This window comes from Rhodococcus sp. UYP9 (genome assembly GCF_040547235.1).
In the GTDB taxonomy this organism is placed as follows: domain Bacteria; phylum Actinomycetota; class Actinomycetes; order Mycobacteriales; family Mycobacteriaceae; genus Rhodococcoides.
Genome location: NZ_JBEPPH010000003.1, coordinates 235,318 through 251,982 on the forward strand (window position 1 = coordinate 235,318; position 16,665 = coordinate 251,982).

The following is a 16,665-nucleotide window of genomic DNA, read 5'->3' on the forward strand; positions in this document are numbered from 1 at the left end:
CGACCGAGCCGATCCGGTCAGCCGAGCAACGCGTCGACGAAGGCCTCGGGCTCGAAAGGTGCCAAATCGTCGGCGCCCTCCCCGAGTCCGACGAGCTTGACCGGCACTCCGAGTTCACGCTGCACCTGGAAGACGATGCCACCTTTGGCAGTACCGTCGAGCTTGGTCAATACCACCCCGGTGATGTTCACTACCTCGGCGAATACGCGTGCCTGCATCAGACCGTTCTGCCCCACGGTCGCATCCAGCACCAGCAACACGTCGTCGACGTGCGCTCGCTTCTCGATTACCCGCTTGACCTTGCCGAGTTCGTCCATCAATCCGGACTTCGTATGGAGACGTCCGGCGGTGTCGACAAGAACGACATCGACCCCCTGTTCGATACCTCGACTCACTGCGTCGAAGGCAACGGCAGCCGGATCGGCGCCGTCTTTGCCGCGAACGACGTCGGCACCCACACGCTCGCCCCACGTCTGCAATTGGTCCGCCGCAGCGGCGCGGAACGTATCCGCGGCACCCAACAGGACCCGACGCCCGTCCGCAACGAGCACGCGGGCCAACTTGCCTGTCGTGGTCGTCTTGCCGGTCCCGTTCACACCGACGACAAGTAGAACAGCGGGAGTGCCCTCATGCGGCAGCGCTCTGATCGACCGATCGAACTCCGGGTGCAACTGCTTGATGAGGATTTCGCGCAGCAACGCTCTGGCGTCGGCCTCGGTGCGGATGCTGCGCGACGCCATCTGCTCGCGCAGCGAGGTCATGATCTCGTTGGTCGTGGACGAACCGAGGTCAGCGATCAGCAGTGTGTCCTCGACTTCTTCCCACGAATCCTCATCGAGGTCGCCACCGCCGAGGATGCCCAACAAGCTCTTACCGATCGCGGACTGCGAACGAGAGAGTCGACCGCGGAGGCGATCCAGCCGCCCATCGGTAGGAGCAATCTCGTCGAGAATCGGCGCGGCGGATTCCGAATCGGAATCCAGAGCAGGCGCCGGCTCGGGCTCCGGGGACGGCTCAGGTTCCGGAGACGGCTGAGGCTCCAAAGACGGCTCGGGCTCTGCCGACGGCTCAGGTTCCAGAAAAGGCTCTGGCTCCAGAGAAGGCTCAGGTTCCAGAGAAGGCTGGGGCTCCAGAGAAGGCTGGGGCTCCGGGGAAGGCTGAGGCTCCGGCGCGGCCACAGGCTTGGGCTCGGGTAGAGGCTCAGGCAGGGGTTTCGGCGCAAGATCCGGCTCTGCAACCGCGCTTCCCTGGCTGAACGAGAATCCGCCACCGGCCTTGTATCCACCCGACTTGTCTTTCTCGCCCTCCTCGATCTTCGGTGTCTCCGAAGAGGTAAGCGATATTCGCCGACGACGCGACACCACGAGCCCGACTACGAGCCCCACGGCCAGGATGGCCAGAACGGCCGCGACGATGATCCATGCTTCGCTACTCACGCGTCCATCCTGTCAGGAGCGTCTTCGCCACCCAACCGGCACCCTGGCGGGCAAGTGCACAGCACATCACTCGAACTCAGTTCGAGGACTCAGAGCCTTCCGGCACAGAAACTTCGGCTGCAGGCACGGAATTTTCACGGACACGGTCATCTGGGACCGGTGCCCCGAGGAGATCCGACTCGCTGACATCGGGGGCCGTCACGCTGCCGATCGTCTCGACTCGGTTGCGGTTGAGGCGTTGCGAAATCACCGTCGTGATGCCGTCGCCGCGCATCGATACTCCGTACAGTGCGTCGGCAACCTCCATCGTCGGCTTCTGGTGGGTGATGACGATCAGCTGCGACTTCTCGCGAAGTTGCTCGAACAAGCCGATCAGACGTCGGAGGTTCGTGTCGTCCAGTGCCGCTTCGACCTCGTCCATCACGTAGAACGGAGACGGTCGCGCTCGAAAAATAGCCACCAGCATCGCTACGGCGGTCAAGGACTTCTCGCCGCCGGACAGCAGGGACAGTCGCTTGACCTTCTTTCCTGGTGGGCGTGCTTCGACCTCGATACCTGTGGTGAGCATGTTCCCTGGTTCGGTGAGGATCAGTCTTCCCTCTCCCCCTGGGAACAACTTGGCGAACACCTGGGTGAACTCACGTTCGACGTCGTACCACGCTTCGGTGAAGACCTGCAGGATTCTCTCGTCGACATCGGCGACCACCTCGAGCAGATCCTTGCGGGCGGACTTGACGTCCTCCAGTTGTGTGGAGAGGAAGTTGTATCGCTCTTCGAGCGCAGCGAATTCTTCGAGTGCGAGGGGATTCACCTTTCCGAGGGTCGCCAAGTCCCGTTCGGCACGCTTCGCCCGCTTTTCCTGAGACCCCCGGTCGAACGGTATCGGGGCGGGTGCCACCACCTGTTCTCCACGTTCCTTGGCGGCCTCGTACTCACTCATCTCGAGTTCCGTCGGTGGCAGGCTCACCTCCGGTCCATATTCGGCGATCAGGTCGTCGAGTCCGATGCCGTGCTGTTCGAGGATAGTCGCCTCGAGCTGCTCGATTCTGAGTGCAGCCTGCGCGCGAGCAATTTCATCGCGGTGGACTGCGTCGGTGATCGACGCGAGCTGGGCTTGGAGAGCTCGAACCTGTTCTTTGACCCGGTCCAATTCAGTTGCAGCGGTGGCACGCTGGGCAGCAAGCTCGTCACGACGAGCGGCAGCGGCAGCGACGACGCCGGCGAGCCGTTCGGCTACGCGATCACCGGCGGACGCAACCGCTTGCGCGACCGCTGCAGCGTGTCGACGCCCTATCAACTCCCGTTCGGCCCGTGCTCGAGCCTCACGTTCGGCGCGGGCAGCTCGACGCATCGAGTCCGCGCGACCCCGGACGGACTGCGCCCGCTCCTCGGCTGTCCGGACATTCAGACGTGCGTCGACCTCGACCGATCGAACCTCGGACAATGCGGCGGCAGCCATCTCACGCGCCATGATCGATTCACCCGAATCGGATCCACTGTCGGTCCCGGCCTGCTCGTCCTCGGCCAACCGGAGCCGCTCCTCGAGCTCCGCCAACGCAGTCAGAGCCTCTTCCCGACCGGTTTCTGCTCGATTTCGTTGCTCGGTCAAGCGCGAGGATTCTGCGTGTGCCGATCGCGCCAGCTGACCGAGGCGACCTAGCTGCTCGTACACCGCTGCAATCGCAGCATCGGACTCGTTGAGCGCGGCCAGCGCTTGTTCGGCGGATTCACGGCGATCGGATTGCTCGGCGAGAGCTCCGGACAGTGCAGCCTCGAGCTCGGCCGAATGTCGTTCTGCGGCAGCAAGTTCGACTGTCGAGGTATCGATCGCCGACTGCACCTCGATGGTGCTCGGCCGCCTGTCCGAGCCGCCCGTCACCCATCCTGTGTCGAGAAGATCCCCGGCCTTCGTCACTGCCCTGAGTCCAGGTGACGACTGCACCAATGCCGCGGCGTCGTCGAGAGATTCGACTACTACGATGCCGTCGAGCAACGCACTCATCGAACCGGAAAGCGCATCGGGGAACTGAATCACATCGAGCGCCCACCACGCGCCATGCGGCAACTGGACGGTGCGAAGATTCGCGGAAGGCGTGACATCACCGAAGACGACAGCTGCACGTCCACCGTCCGCATCGCGCAGTGCCAGAACGGCATCGAGTGCGCTCGTCAACGATTCGGCGTGAGCGGCATCGGCTACGGGGCCCAATGCCACCGCCACCGCCACCTCGAAGCCCGTTTCCACGCTGATGCGGTCGGAAAGTAAACCGGACAGTCCAGGCTGAGAGTTCTCGATGAGCCAACTGGCTCCGTCCTTGCGTTCGAGTCCCATCTTCAACGCTTCTATTCGAGCCTGATACGAGGCAACCTTTTTCCCCGCAACACGGTCCTCGTTCTGCAGTTCGGTCACGCGCGCGTCCGCACTTCGGAGCGCCATCACGGCTCGTTCGTACTGCGTGTCGAGACTCAATTCACTGGCGTCGAGCCCGCTTATCTGGTCCTGGACGCTCTCGAACTCCATCTGCGCAATGTCTCCGCGCTCACGAGCCTCGTCGATCGCCACGGACAGCCGAGCAACCTCTGCATCGGTGGAATCGGCCTTGGTTCGGTAGGTGTCGACCTGCCCGGAAAGCCGGGCGAATCCTTCTCGGCGATCGGCGACCGCACGCACCGCAGCCATATGAGCGCGTTCGGCCTCGGACGCCGCAGCCTCACGTTCGGCCAGCTGTTCGCGTGCAGCCTCGAGAGACTCGCGTGCGATCTCGACGGCCTCGACGAGTTCCAATTCTTCTTCGGCGACACGATCCGCCTGAGCTTCGAGTTCGTCCGGGTCCTGACCACGGCCCGTCGACGAAGCCGAATCGAGATGACGTGCACGCTCTTTCGCGATTCGGATGGTGGCGTTGACTCGTTCGGCGAGTGCGGACAACTGAAACCAGATTTGCCCGGCGGCCTCCGCGCTCGGAGTCAACCGTGCAACCGACTGTTCGAGCTCTCCGAGTGCGACATTGCCTGCCTCGAGCGTGTCCTGAACAGTCGCGTACTGTTCGCGGGCGGCAGCTTCGTCCTGAGTCTGGTTGGCAAACTCTGCACGTCGGCCGACCAAGTCGTCGGCCGCGATACGCAGCCGGGCGTCGCGAAGATCCGCTTGGACCGTCTGCGCGCGACGAGCGACTTCGGCTTGACGACCGAGAGGCTTGAGTTGACGTCGAAGCTCGGTGGTCAGGTCGGTCAGTCGAGCCAGGTTCGCCTGCATGGCGTCGAGCTTGCGGACCGCCTTCTCTCTGCGTTTACGGTGTTTGAGAACGCCCGCAGCCTCTTCGATGAACGCCCGTCGATCTTCCGGCCTGGATTCGAGGATCGCAGCGAGCCGCCCCTGCCCGACGATGACGTGCATTTCGCGTCCGATGCCGGAGTCGCTCAGCAATTCCTGAACGTCCATCAGTCGACACGAGGCTCCGTTGATCTCGTATTCGCCTGCCCCATCACGAAACATTCGCCTGGTGATCGACACCTCGGAGTAGTCGATGGGCAACGCTCCGTCGGAGTTGTCGATCGTGAGCGTCACTTCCGCACGCCCCAGCGGTGCACGTCCCGACGTGCCCGCAAAGATGACATCTTCCATCTTGCCGCCACGTAGAGCCTTCGCTCCCTGCTCCCCCATCACCCAGGTGAGAGCGTCCACGACGTTGGACTTCCCCGACCCATTGGGCCCGACGACGCAGGTAATACCTGGCTCGAAACGAAGAGTCGTCGCCGAAGCAAAGGACTTGAAGCCCTTGAGCGTCAGACTCTTGAGATGCATGGCGCTTCAGAGTACCGGGTGTACCTCACCTGCGCGTACGAGATCTGGAGCGTCACGGTCCGAATACGTCCCTTCATCACCGCTCGACGAAGCCGTTGAGCCCACCACGCGGCCGATCCCAGCTCTCCACGACGAGGGTCACCACGCCCGGCGTATCTCCTCCACGAAGCAATGCGAGGAGGCGCTCGGCGCTTTCTCGTGCACCCTCGGCAATGACGAGCACTCGACCGTCCGCGCTGTTCGTCGCGTGGCCGCTCAGTCCGAGTTCGAGGGCGCGCGAACGGGTCCACCATCGAAACCCGACGCCTTGCACCGAACCGTGCACCCAAGCGGTCAACCGGATCTCACACGTAGAGGTCAACTTTCGGACCGTTCTGTCGGAACCGTGCAGTAGAGGACGAGCGAGTCGATCGCCATCGACGTCGGAATCCCCATCGTCAGCCGTCCACGTCGATTTCGAGAGATACTTCAGCGCCTGCTTTCAACGTGCGTCCGACGGTGCACACCTTGTCGATGGCGCGCTCGACGACGACCAGCAATCGCTGCTGCGCATCGGGGTCGAGCTCGCTGAGATCGACCGCGAGTACCTCACGCAACTCCGGGTAGCGTTCGTTCTCGCGATCGGCAGAGCCAGACACCGTCACCTTCGAGTCGTAATTGTCACCGAGGCGGCGCGACAATGGGAGATCCGAACTCATCCCGGTGCATGCCGCGAGCGCGATCTTGAGCAACTCGCCAGGGGTGAAAACCCCGTCGACCGATTCCGAACCGATCAACACCTCGGCTCCTCGCGAGCTCATTCCGGTGTATCGACGCGTCCCCGTCCGTTCGACCCACAGTGCCGTCGGTGTGCTCTCATCAGCCATGAGAGTCGATTCTAGAGTGAACGGCAGTCAGGGCAGCGTCAGGTCCGAGTATTTCGAGGTCGCGGCTGGCAGGTGGGACAGCTGTACGACGATCTGTTCATGAACTTCTCACGCCGGATCGGGGTACCACAACGCGAACATGGCAGCCCCTCTTGGCCGTACGCATCCAACGACCTATCGAAGTATCCCGATTCGCCGTTGACATTGACATACAGCGCGTCGAAGGATGTGCCGCCTTGCGCGAGAGCCTCACCCATCACCGCGTGAACCGAGGTCAACAGTGTGCGTAGAACTGGCCTCGACAAGGTCTCTGCAATTCGGTTGCCGTGAATCTTGGCGCGCCACAGTGCCTCGTCGGCGTAGATGTTGCCCACGCCCGACAGCACCGTTTGGTCGAGTACGGCGCGCTTGATCTCGGTGTGTTTGCCCCGCAACACGTTCACGACGGATTCCGCATCGAACAACGGATCCACCGGGTCTCGTGCGATGTGTGCCACGGTCTCTGGAACCACGGACCCGTCGACAGATTCGAGGTGCGCGATGGCCCAACCACCGAAAGTTCGTTGATCGACGAATCGGAGTTCGGCTCCGTTATCCAGCCCCACACGGATGCGGAGGTGCTTCTCGGCAGGCACCGACGGTGGCTGCACGAGCATTTGGCCGCTCATTCCCAAGTGCACGACTATCGCGTCGTCATGCGCATCGAGTGGAAGCCACAGATACTTGCCGCGACGCTCCGCCGACACGATACGGCGGCCGTGTAGCTGAGCCTCCAGATCCCGCGCACCAGCAAAGTGACGCCGGACCGCGCGAGGGTGCAGTACCTCCACCGATTCGATGGTTGTGTTGACTACGTGCGATTCGAGACCGAGGCGCACTACTTCGACCTCGGGTAACTCGGGCATCGGGTATCCGCTACTCCGCGTGCGGGGCGGTAGCGACGTCGGTGGCGGGCGAATCGAGTGCGCCGGCGGAGGGCTTTACGGAGGAGGGCTTTACGGAGGGGGGCTCGACGGCGGCAGAGCTCCCGTTTCCGTCGGAGATGTCCTTCCAGGCAGTACTCGCTGCCTTCTGCTCGGCTTCCTTCTTGGATCGACCCACACCTACGCCGAGTGGCTTACCGCCGACGACGACGGTCGCGGTGAATTCTTTGTCGTGGTCTGGTCCCGTGGAGGAGATTTCGTATACGGGCACGCCAAGCGATTCCACAGCAGTCAGCTCCTGAAGACTGGTCTTCCAGTCCAGGCCGGCGCCCAAGCGTGGTGCTCGGTCCAGTAAACGTGCGAACAGGGTCAGAACGACACGACGTGCGACCTCTATCCCATGCTGGAGGTGAATCGCGCCCAACAGGGACTCCATGCCATCGGCCAGAATGCTGGGCTTGTCACGACCACCGGTCTGTTCCTCGCCTTTGCCGAGCAGGAGATGACGGCCGAGGCCGCCTTCACCGAGTTCGCGTGCCACCTCGGCCAAAGCATGCATGTTCACGACGCTGGCACGAATCTTGGCCAACTCGCCTTCGGATTTCTCCGGATGAGCAGTGTAGAGCTCCTCGGTCACGGTCAAGCCGAGAACCGAATCACCCAGGAATTCCAGCCGCTCGTTGGTAGGCAGACCACCACGCTCGTACGCGTACGACCGGTGGGTCAATGCCAGAGTCAACAGGGGTTCAGCAAGTACGACGCCAAGAGCGGCGAGGAGCGACTCTCGGTCGTCCCCGCCGCTGTCAGCTGTCGAGCCGTTCAGGTGAGTAGAACTGCTCTTCGATGTCATGTGCTGAAGATCAGACAGCTGCTGCTACCTGTCGGCCCTTGTAGGTGCCGCACGAGGGGCACGCAATGTGGGGCAGTGTCTTCTCGCCGCATCCACGGTTGGGGCACGTGACAAGCGTAGGCACTGTGGCCTTCCACTGTGCACGACGCGACCTCGTGTTGGAACGCGACATTTTACGCTTCGGGACAGCCACTTCTACTTCTCCTCGGCTTCGTTGTTCACAAGTTCGGTGCTCGATACTGGATCCACGCCAAATTTGGCTGCAAGTCCAGCCCAGCGAGGATCAACTATCTCATGATTATGTCCAGATTCCGCAATCGCCAGGTTGATGCCGCATTCCGAGCACAATCCCTGACAGTTTTCACGGCAGAGAGGATGCAATGGAAGCTCCAATCCGACCGCATCCACGACGACTGGCTGTAGGTCTATCTGATCATCGACTACGCGATGAATCTCCTCCTCGTCGGTCGTGTCCTCAGTGACGCTGGACGGGTAAGCGAACAGATCGGTGAGGTACACATCCACCGCCCCCGAAACAGGCTCCAGGCACCGCGAGCACTCGCCCGCAGTGTCTGCGCGGACGGTGCCGGTAACGAGCACACCCTCCGATACAGCTTCGAGGCGAAGATCGAGATCGACCGGCGACCCCTTTTCGATGGCGATCGCATCGAGGCCGATTCGCGTGGGCGCGACAATCGTCCGCTGGATCTCTGTCATGGACCCGGGCCGACGGCTCAGGTTGTCGATGTCCAGCACGAATCCCGTGCCTGCTTCGGCACGAGGGGTATTACGACGGGTAGACACAGTAATCTTCCTGCTCAGACGATTGATTCGATCACCTTGGAGCTGTTGGACCAACCGCACCGACATGGCGCGCCGGGCCCGGACAACCTTTGGGCAACCACACAACGGTACGCACAGACTCAGGCATGAGCAAATCTGGACGATCTACCTGCGCGGACGACGCCCCTCGCCGGACGGATCCGGGCCGTAGTCCGGGACACCCGATCCGGTTCGCAACTGCTGGCGGCCACGCCCCACAGAGCGAATAGTGCCACTGAGGAACTCCTCGAACTCCGCCAGCTTGGTATCGACATAGACGTCGCATTCACTGCGCATTCGGTCTGATTCGGCATGCGCAGTGTCGACGATGCGCGCGGATTCTGTACGTGCGGCCTGCACGACCTCGGTTTGATCGACCAACCGCGCCTGCTCCTCGGCTCCGTCTGCGACCGATCGATCGTACGAAGCCTGACCCGACTCGATGAGACGCTCCGACTCCGACCGCGCTCGCGTCGTCAGCGTCTCGTACTCACGCCTTCCTGCTTCGACCGAACGCTCTGCGGTGTCGTTCGCATCGTCGACGAGTTGCTCAGCGTGAGCCTTCGCCTCGGCAACCATGCGATCGGCCTGCGATTTCGCATCCGCCAATATTCGGTCAGCGGAATCGCGCGCATTCTCGACGGTGTCCTGGGCTTCGTCGTTGGCCGAGGTGACAGTTTTCTCTGCCGTCGCCCGAGCGTCCGTGACCAGTTTGTCCTTGTGATCGAGAACGTCTTGCGCGTCGTCGAGTTCACCGGGAATCGAGTCGCGCACATCATCGAGAAGTTCAAGGACGTCGCCGCGAGGAACAACGCAGCCGGCCGTCATAGGGACACCGCGCGCCTCCTCGACAATGGCGACGAGTTCGTCGAGTGCCTCGAATACGCGGTACACCGGTAACCCCAATCGATAGAAACTACGAAGAAACGTGCGGTAAGTGCACTTCCAGTTTGCCTGGTGATTGCTGCCTGCGCGTCGCACTCGCCTCGGTGTGTCGCCCGATCTATTCGGCGGCGCGCTCGGCGATGCGGCTCAGTAGTCTGGAGTGAACATTCTCGGGGACCATTCCTGCGACGTCTCCACCGAAGGTAGCAACCTCTTTGACCAGCGAACTGGACAGGAAGCTGAACGATGGATTCGCGGGGATGAAAAGGGTGTCCACACCTGTCAATCGCTGATTCATCTGGGCCATCTGAAGTTCGTAGTCGAAATCGTTTGCTCCACGCAGACCCTTCACGATCGCAGTGAAGCCCTCCTGCTTCGCATAGTCCACGAGCAGTCCGTGCCACGAGGAGATCCGGACGTTCTTCAGATGGGCCGTCGCTTCGCCGAGAAGCTCGATGCGCTCGTCGACAGAGAACAGGCCGCGCTTGCTCTTGTTGATCATGACGGTGACAATGATCTCATCGAACTGCGCCGCAGCCCTGGTGATCACATCGATATGGCCATTGGTCACCGGGTCGAAGGATCCAGGACACACTGCTCCAGTCATGGCGCTCACGCTATCACCGTGCCAGTCCGGCGATTTCGATTCGCGTCTCGCCGTACTTCTTGACCTTCTCCGCCACCAAGCCTTCGGGCCAGGCGGTTTCCGCCGATCTGGACGAGCGTTCCAACACCACAAGACTTTCCGGTGCCAACCAACCGTTCGTGAGAAGTTCGACGAGCATCTGCGCAACCGCGGAATCGGCGATGGCATAGGGAGGGTCGGCCAACACGAGGTCGTAACGACGGTCGGCCTGGCTTGCCAACACTGCGGAGACAGGAGCACATCGAACGGACGCCCCGGGCAACCCGATGCCGGCGGCGTTACCCCGAATCACCTCTGCCGCTCGCGGATCGGACTCCACCATCACGACAGTCGACGCACCGCGTGAAAGTGCTTCCAATCCAAGGGCGCCCGACCCGGCATAGAGATCGAGCACGGCAGCGCCGTCGAGATCCAGACGCGAGTCCAACGAGCTGAACAACGCCTCGCGGACACGGTCCGATGTTGGACGCGTGCCGCGAGGCGGGACTTTCAGGGTTCGGCCTCCTGCGATGCCTGCCACGATCCGGGTCATCTACAGAAGGTTACTCAGTTACAGAAGGCTACTCGGTGTCGAGTTCCTTTTGGCCGCCGTGTCCACACCCCGTCAGTCGTTCACCGAAGTGCCTTCGCCGCTGCCTATCACGACGAGCAGATCCCCGCCCTCGACTTGCTGGACACCGCCGATGGCCAGGCGGCTGACCTTCCCACCCTTGGATGCGGTGATCGCGGCTTCCATCTTCATCGCTTCGATCGTGGCAACCGTCTCTCCCACCGAGACCTCGTCCCCGACGGCCACTACCAACGTCACCACACCAGCAAACGGTGCCGGAACATGACCGGAATTGGACCGATCCGCTTTCTCGATCGTCGGCGCCTCACTCGAAATCGAACGATCACGAACCGACACCGGACGCAACTGACCGTTCAGAATGCACATCACCGTGCGCATCCCTCGCTCATCGGCATCGGAAATGGCCTCCAGCCCGATCAGCAACTCCACGCCCTTCTCGAGCCGAACACGATGCTCATCTCCCTGACGCAAACCGTAGAAAAACTGATTCGCCGACAACCGCGAGGTATCGCCGTACTTTTCCCGATGCTCCGCCAACTCCGCACTAGGACCCGGAAAGAGCAACCGATTCAACATCTCCCGACGCGTCGCCGACGTCCCATCGAGACTCCGTTCCTCCTCGACGGTCAGCTCGGTCTCGGGCTTGCCCTCACTTCGCCCCTCCAAAGCCTTCGAACGCAACGGTTCCGGCCATCCGCCCGCAGGCATTCCGAGATCGCCACGCAGAAAACCGATCACCGAATCAGGGATATCGAACTTTCCGGGATTCTCCGCGAACTCCTCTGCCGACGCATCGGCGCCGACCAAAGCGAGCGCGAGATCGCCGACAACCTTCGAGCTGGGCGTCACCTTGACCAAACGCCCCAACATCCGATCCGCAGCAGCGTAATTCTCTTCCACAGTTTCGAACTTGTCGCCCAAACCTAATGCGATCGCCTGCTGACGGAGATTCGAGAGCTGCCCACCCGGAATCTCGTGGGTGTACACCCGTCCCGTCGGAGCCATCAAACCCGACTCGAAGGGCGCATACACTTTCCGCAACGCCTCCCAATACGGCTCCAAATCGCATACTGCGGCCAGATTCAGGCCCGTATCTCGCTCGGTGTGCGCAGCAGCAGCCACGATCGCAGACAACGCGGGCTGCGAAGTTGCACCTGCCATCGAAGCACTCGCACCGTCGACGGCATCGGCGCCCGCCTCCCACGCCGCCAGGTACGTCGCCAACTGACCACCGGGAGTGTCGTGGGTGTGCACGTGCACCGGAAGATCGAAATTGCTCCGCAACGCCGTCACCAACGTCCGTGCGGCAGGGGCACGCAGCAAACCGGCCATGTCCTTGATCGCCAGCACATGGGCACCCGCGTCGACTATCTGCTCCGCCAGCTTCAGGTAGTAGTCCAGCGTGTACAGCGTCTCGTTCGGATTCGACAGGTCACCGGTATAGCTCAACGCGACCTCGGCCAGCGCGGTACCCGTCTCACGAACCGCGTCGATCGCCGGACGCATCTGGTCGACGTTGTTCAACGCATCGAAGATGCGAAAGATGTCGATACCTGTGTCCGTCGCCTCCGCGACGAAGCTGCGGGTCACTTTCTCCGGATACGGGGTGTAGCCCACCGTATTACGGCCCCGTAGCAACATCTGCAACGCAACGTTGGGCACCGCCTCACGCAACGCAGCCAGACGTTCCCACGGATCCTCGTGCAGGAAACGCAGTGCCACATCGTATGTCGCCCCGCCCCAACATTCGATCGAGAGCAACTCCGGCGTCGTGCGGGCTACGTACGGTGCGACCATCAACAACCCTGACGTGCGTACCCTGGTTGCGAGCAACGACTGATGTGCATCCCGGAATGTCGTGTCGGTGACCGCGAGTGCTTTCTGATTGCGCAGATCACGAGCGAAACCCTCCGGCCCCAACGCCAACAGGCGCTGCCTACTACCGTCGGGTATCGGCGCCGAGAAATCGACGTGGGGAAGTTTGTCGTGCGGGTACACCGGCGACGGGCGCTCCCCGTGCGGCTTGTTGACGGTCACATCCGCCAGATACGTCAGAATCTTCGTTCCGCGGTCCCCGGAGGTACGCGAGGTCAGCAGTTGCGGACGTTCTTCGATGAACGAGGTTGTCACTCTCCCCGCAGTGAAGTCCGGATCGACCAGAACTGCCTGCAGAAAAGGGATATTCGTTGCTACGCCGCGAATACGGAACTCCGCCACCGCGCGACGCGCACGCGCAATCGCGGTATCGAAATCTCTGCCTCGACACGTCAACTTGACGAGCATGGAATCGAAGTAGGCGCCGACTTCGGCACCGAGTGTCGTTCCACCGTCCAATCGCACACCGGCACCACCCGGGGTGCGGTACGCGGTGATACGGCCGGTATCGGGTCGGAAACCGTTCGACGGGTCCTCGGTGGTAATTCGGCATTGCAGTGCCGCCCCACGCAACACGATGTTCTCTTGGGCCAATCCCAGATCGGCGAGGGTCTCCCCCGAGGCAATGCGCAACTGTGCCTGTACCAAATCGACGTCGGTGACCTCTTCGGTCACCGTATGCTCCACCTGGATACGCGGATTCATCTCGATGAACACATGGTTGCCCCGAGTGTCGAGGAGGAACTCCACCGTGCCCGCGCACGAGTACCCGATCTCCTTAGCGAAAGCGACCGCGTCGGCGCACATCCGATCACGAAGCTCCCCAGGGAGATTCGGCGCAGGTGCCATCTCGATAACCTTCTGATGACGCCGCTGCAGAGAACAATCCCGCTCGAACAGGTGCACCACGTTGCCCTGCCCATCCGCCAGGATCTGCACCTCGATGTGACGCGGATCGATAACCGCCTGCTCCAAGAACACAGTCGCGTCACCGAACGCCGACTCCGCCTCACGCGCCGCCGCTTCGATCGACTCACGCAACTGCGCCGGCTCGGCTACCCGGCGCATACCCCTACCGCCGCCGCCGGCCACTGCCTTCACGAACAAGGGGAAGGTCATCGTTTCCGAGGCCGCTACCAATTCTTCGATGTCGGAAGACGGCTCGGACGAGGCCAGGACCGGGAGACCAGCGCGTTTGGCCGCGGCAATCGCGCGGGCCTTGTTGCCCGTCAACTCGAGCACCTCGGCCGAAGGCCCGACGAACGTGATGCCCGCCGCCGCGCACGCAGCAGCGAGATCAGGATTTTCCGACAGGAACCCATACCCCGGATACACCGCATCGGCACCGCTGCGCTGTGCTGCAGCGACGATTTCCTTCACCGACAGATACGCGCGGACGGGATGGCCCTTCTCCCCGATCTCATACGCCTCGTCCGCCTTCGTCCGGTGAACCGAATTACGGTCCTCGAACGGGAAGACAGCCACAGTAGCGGCACCCAACTCGTACGACGCGCGAAATGCACGGATAGCAATCTCGCCACGATTGGCAACCAACACTTTGGAGAACATGCGCTAAACCTACCGCCGACAAGTCCACCAACAGCGTCCGCCATCTCGAGATATGAGACATTCCGGCGTCTTAAACGGTGCAGAGACCCGTCAGGACTTCTCCAGATAGTCGATTCGGTCCGACCGCCACGCGGATTTCATCATCGACGCGACGCCAGGATGATCCGCCATCGTCGGATCCGACTCGAACAGCGACCTTGCGCACGCATGGGCGTCGGCGATCACGTCTTCGTCGTCGATGAGTGAGAGCAGGCGAAGGCTGGTCACGGTCCCCGATTGTGCTGCACCGAGCACATCGCCCTCTCGGCGCGTAGTCAGATCGAGATTGGCCAACTCGAATCCGTCATTGGTCGCAGCCACCGCTGTCAAACGCGAGAACGAAGCACCCATCGGACTGAGTTGGCTGATCATGATGCACAGACCCTGGTGACCGCCACGGCCGATGCGACCCCGTAACTGATGTAACTGGCTGATTCCGAACCGATCTGCGTCGACGATCACCATGACCGTGGCATTCGGTACGTCGACGCCGACCTCGACCACAGTCGTGCACACCAACACATCGATCTCGCCTGCTGTGAAGTCCTGCATCGAGGCGTCCTTCTCCTCCGCGGGCATCCGGCCGTGCAGCATTCCGACACGGAGATCGGCGAACGGGCCACCGGTGAGCATGTCGTACATCTCGAGGGCAGATTTGGTCTCGGGAAGTGCGCGATCGTCGTCGGGGCCGGCTGCACGTGTTCGCGGACGCTTCCCAGTACCCTCCGCGTCGTCGTCACCGATCCGAGAGCAGACGACGTACGCCTGTCGGCCCGCGCCGACTTCCTCACGAATACGTTCCCACGCACGATCGACCCAACTCGGCTTCTGCGATGCCGGAACCACGCTGGTCTTGATCGGTGCGCGTCCGCGCGGGAGCTCGGCCAGAACGGACGTCTCGAGATCACCCAGAGAGGCCATGGCGATGGTCCGCGGAATCGGCGTTGCCGTCATCACGAGCAGGTGGGGACTTCTGTTGTTTCGCGCCTTGGATCTGAGCGCATCCCGCTGTTCTACGCCGAACCTGTGTTGTTCGTCGATGACGACCATGCCGAGGTCCATGAACTCGACACGATCTTGGATGAGCGCGTGCGTCCCGATCACGATTCCGGCGTCTCCGGTAATTGCATCCAGCAGCGCTGTCCGCTTGGCCGCCGTCGACATGGAACCGGTCAGCAGTGCGACCTTGGTGGCGAGCTCGTGGGATCCGAGTTCGCCGGCAGCCGCCAACGAGCCCAGCATCGCCGAGATGGATCGTGCGTGCTGCGACGCCAGAACCTCGGTAGGGGCCAACAGGGCACATTGATGACCTGAATCGATCACCTGCAGCATTGCCCGTAGGGCAACCACTGTCTTACCCGATCCCACTTCACCCTGTAGCAATCGCGACATCGGATGTCCCTGAGACAAGTCAGCAGAGATTTCCGCCGCCACCGTCAACTGCCCTGCAGTCAACGTGAACGGAAGTCGACGCTCGAACTCCGCCGCAATCCCGTCCACACGTGGCGCACATTCGGGCGCAATCCTGCTCGACGCATCCTGTCTGCGTGCTGCCAAAACGAGCTGCACTGCGAGTGCTTCATCGAACTTCAGACGGGCTCGGGCCTGGTCCTTTTCTTCTGCTGATTCCGGAAAGTGGATCCAACGCAGTGCGGTGTCGAGGTCCACCAGACCCCGCACCGAACGCACCTCCGGCGGAAGTGGGTCCTCGACGGTGTCCAACTGGTCTAGAACTTGACGGACGCAGCGCATGAACGTCCAACTCTCCACGTCCTTCGCTGCGGGATAGATCGGAACGAATGTGCGCTCGAACACCGACATGTCGACACTGCCGGACGAATCGAGCGAGCCACGCGCCAAACCTGCCAAAGATCCACCACCCACGACTCGACCTTCGGTGAGCACCGCACCGTCATCCTCGTCCCCGCCGAGAATCACGTAACTCGGGTGGGTCAGATTCCATCGCCTGCCGAAATACTTGACCTTGCCCGAGAACATTCCGCGTCTTCCCGGGGTGAGGACATGCTTGAGTTTGTGGGGGCTGAAGAACGTCGCATCGATCTGCTGGTCTTCCGCGGCGAGAGAGACTGCAAGAAACTGCCCTTTGCGCGCCTTCATCGTTCGCAACGTTGCCGATGCGATCGTCGCGACGATGGTGATGTGCTCGCCCTCCGGCGGTTCCTTTTCGCTCAGTTCGGCGCCCTGCGTCATGTAACGGTGTGGGTAGTACCGCAAGAGATCCTCGACGGTCTCGAGCGCGAACAATTCTGCCAAGGGCCCGGCCACCTTGTCGCCGAGGACCCCGTCGAGCCGATCCGAGAGTGCCACCATTCTCGCTTGTCGTCCTTACCTTCTCGATCCGGTTCTCGTGCGAAGTT

12 protein-coding genes and 1 pseudogene are annotated in these 16,665 nt (G+C 62.0%); all 13 read right to left on the reverse strand.

Features of this window, described 5'->3' with window-relative positions; genetic code table 11:
- Positions 1 to 17: 17 nt before the first annotated feature.
- The 13 genes and pseudogenes from ftsY to recG all read right to left on the reverse strand — a co-directional run bounded on the left by ftsY (position 18) and on the right by recG (position 16,618).
- Positions 18 to 1,436 carry a signal recognition particle-docking protein FtsY gene (gene ftsY / locus ABIB36_RS10825; RefSeq protein ID WP_084348586.1) on the reverse strand — a complete coding sequence of 473 codons (1,419 nt, stop codon included), beginning with the start codon at positions 1,434 to 1,436 and terminating at the stop codon, positions 18 to 20.
- A gap of 232 nt (positions 1,437 to 1,668) precedes the next feature.
- Positions 1,669 to 5,241 (reverse strand): annotated as a pseudogene (gene smc / locus ABIB36_RS10830) (chromosome segregation protein SMC); the annotation flags it as partial.
- Positions 5,242 to 5,317: 76 nt separating this feature from the next.
- Positions 5,318 to 5,602 (reverse strand): acylphosphatase, encoded by a 285-nt coding sequence (locus ABIB36_RS10835; protein WP_084348584.1) that lies wholly within the window; start codon positions 5,600 to 5,602, stop codon positions 5,318 to 5,320.
- Between the two features lie 76 nt (positions 5,603 to 5,678).
- A complete protein-coding gene (locus ABIB36_RS10840) occupies positions 5,679 to 6,107 on the reverse strand; it encodes an OsmC family protein (protein WP_084348583.1) in 429 nt (142 codons plus the stop codon).
- A 38-nt stretch (positions 6,108 to 6,145) separates the two neighbouring features.
- On the reverse strand, positions 6,146 to 7,012 hold the full coding sequence (mutM, locus tag ABIB36_RS10845) for a bifunctional DNA-formamidopyrimidine glycosylase/DNA-(apurinic or apyrimidinic site) lyase (protein ID WP_084348582.1): 867 nt from the start codon (positions 7,010 to 7,012) through the stop codon (positions 6,146 to 6,148).
- A 10-nt stretch (positions 7,013 to 7,022) separates the two neighbouring features.
- Positions 7,023 to 7,880 (reverse strand): ribonuclease III, encoded by an 858-nt coding sequence (gene rnc / locus ABIB36_RS10850; RefSeq protein WP_354559504.1) that lies wholly within the window; start codon positions 7,878 to 7,880, stop codon positions 7,023 to 7,025.
- Positions 7,881 to 7,890: 10 nt separating this feature from the next.
- A complete protein-coding gene (gene rpmF / locus ABIB36_RS10855; protein WP_084348580.1) occupies positions 7,891 to 8,073 on the reverse strand; it encodes a 50S ribosomal protein L32 in 183 nt (60 codons plus the stop codon).
- A 2-nt stretch (positions 8,074 to 8,075) separates the two neighbouring features.
- Complete coding sequence (locus ABIB36_RS10860; RefSeq protein ID WP_373270559.1) at positions 8,076 to 8,684, reverse strand: YceD family protein; 609 nt, start codon at positions 8,682 to 8,684, stop codon at positions 8,076 to 8,078.
- Positions 8,685 to 8,828: 144 nt separating this feature from the next.
- On the reverse strand, positions 8,829 to 9,596 hold the full coding sequence (locus tag ABIB36_RS10865; protein ID WP_354559711.1) for a DivIVA domain-containing protein: 768 nt from the start codon (positions 9,594 to 9,596) through the stop codon (positions 8,829 to 8,831).
- 109 nt (positions 9,597 to 9,705) lie between these two features.
- Entirely contained in the window at positions 9,706 to 10,194 is a 489-nt protein-coding gene (coaD, locus tag ABIB36_RS10870; protein ID WP_084348578.1) for a pantetheine-phosphate adenylyltransferase, read from the reverse strand.
- A 13-nt stretch (positions 10,195 to 10,207) separates the two neighbouring features.
- Positions 10,208 to 10,765, reverse strand: coding sequence for a 16S rRNA (guanine(966)-N(2))-methyltransferase RsmD (gene rsmD, locus ABIB36_RS10875; RefSeq protein ID WP_084348577.1), 558 nt, complete (start codon positions 10,763 to 10,765; stop codon positions 10,208 to 10,210).
- A gap of 72 nt (positions 10,766 to 10,837) precedes the next feature.
- Entirely contained in the window at positions 10,838 to 14,248 is a 3,411-nt protein-coding gene (locus ABIB36_RS10880) for a pyruvate carboxylase (protein WP_354559501.1), read from the reverse strand.
- Positions 14,249 to 14,338: 90 nt separating this feature from the next.
- Positions 14,339 to 16,618 carry an ATP-dependent DNA helicase RecG gene (gene recG, locus ABIB36_RS10885; RefSeq protein ID WP_354559499.1) on the reverse strand — a complete coding sequence of 760 codons (2,280 nt, stop codon included), beginning with the start codon at positions 16,616 to 16,618 and terminating at the stop codon, positions 14,339 to 14,341.
- Positions 16,619 to 16,665 lie beyond the last annotated feature (47 nt).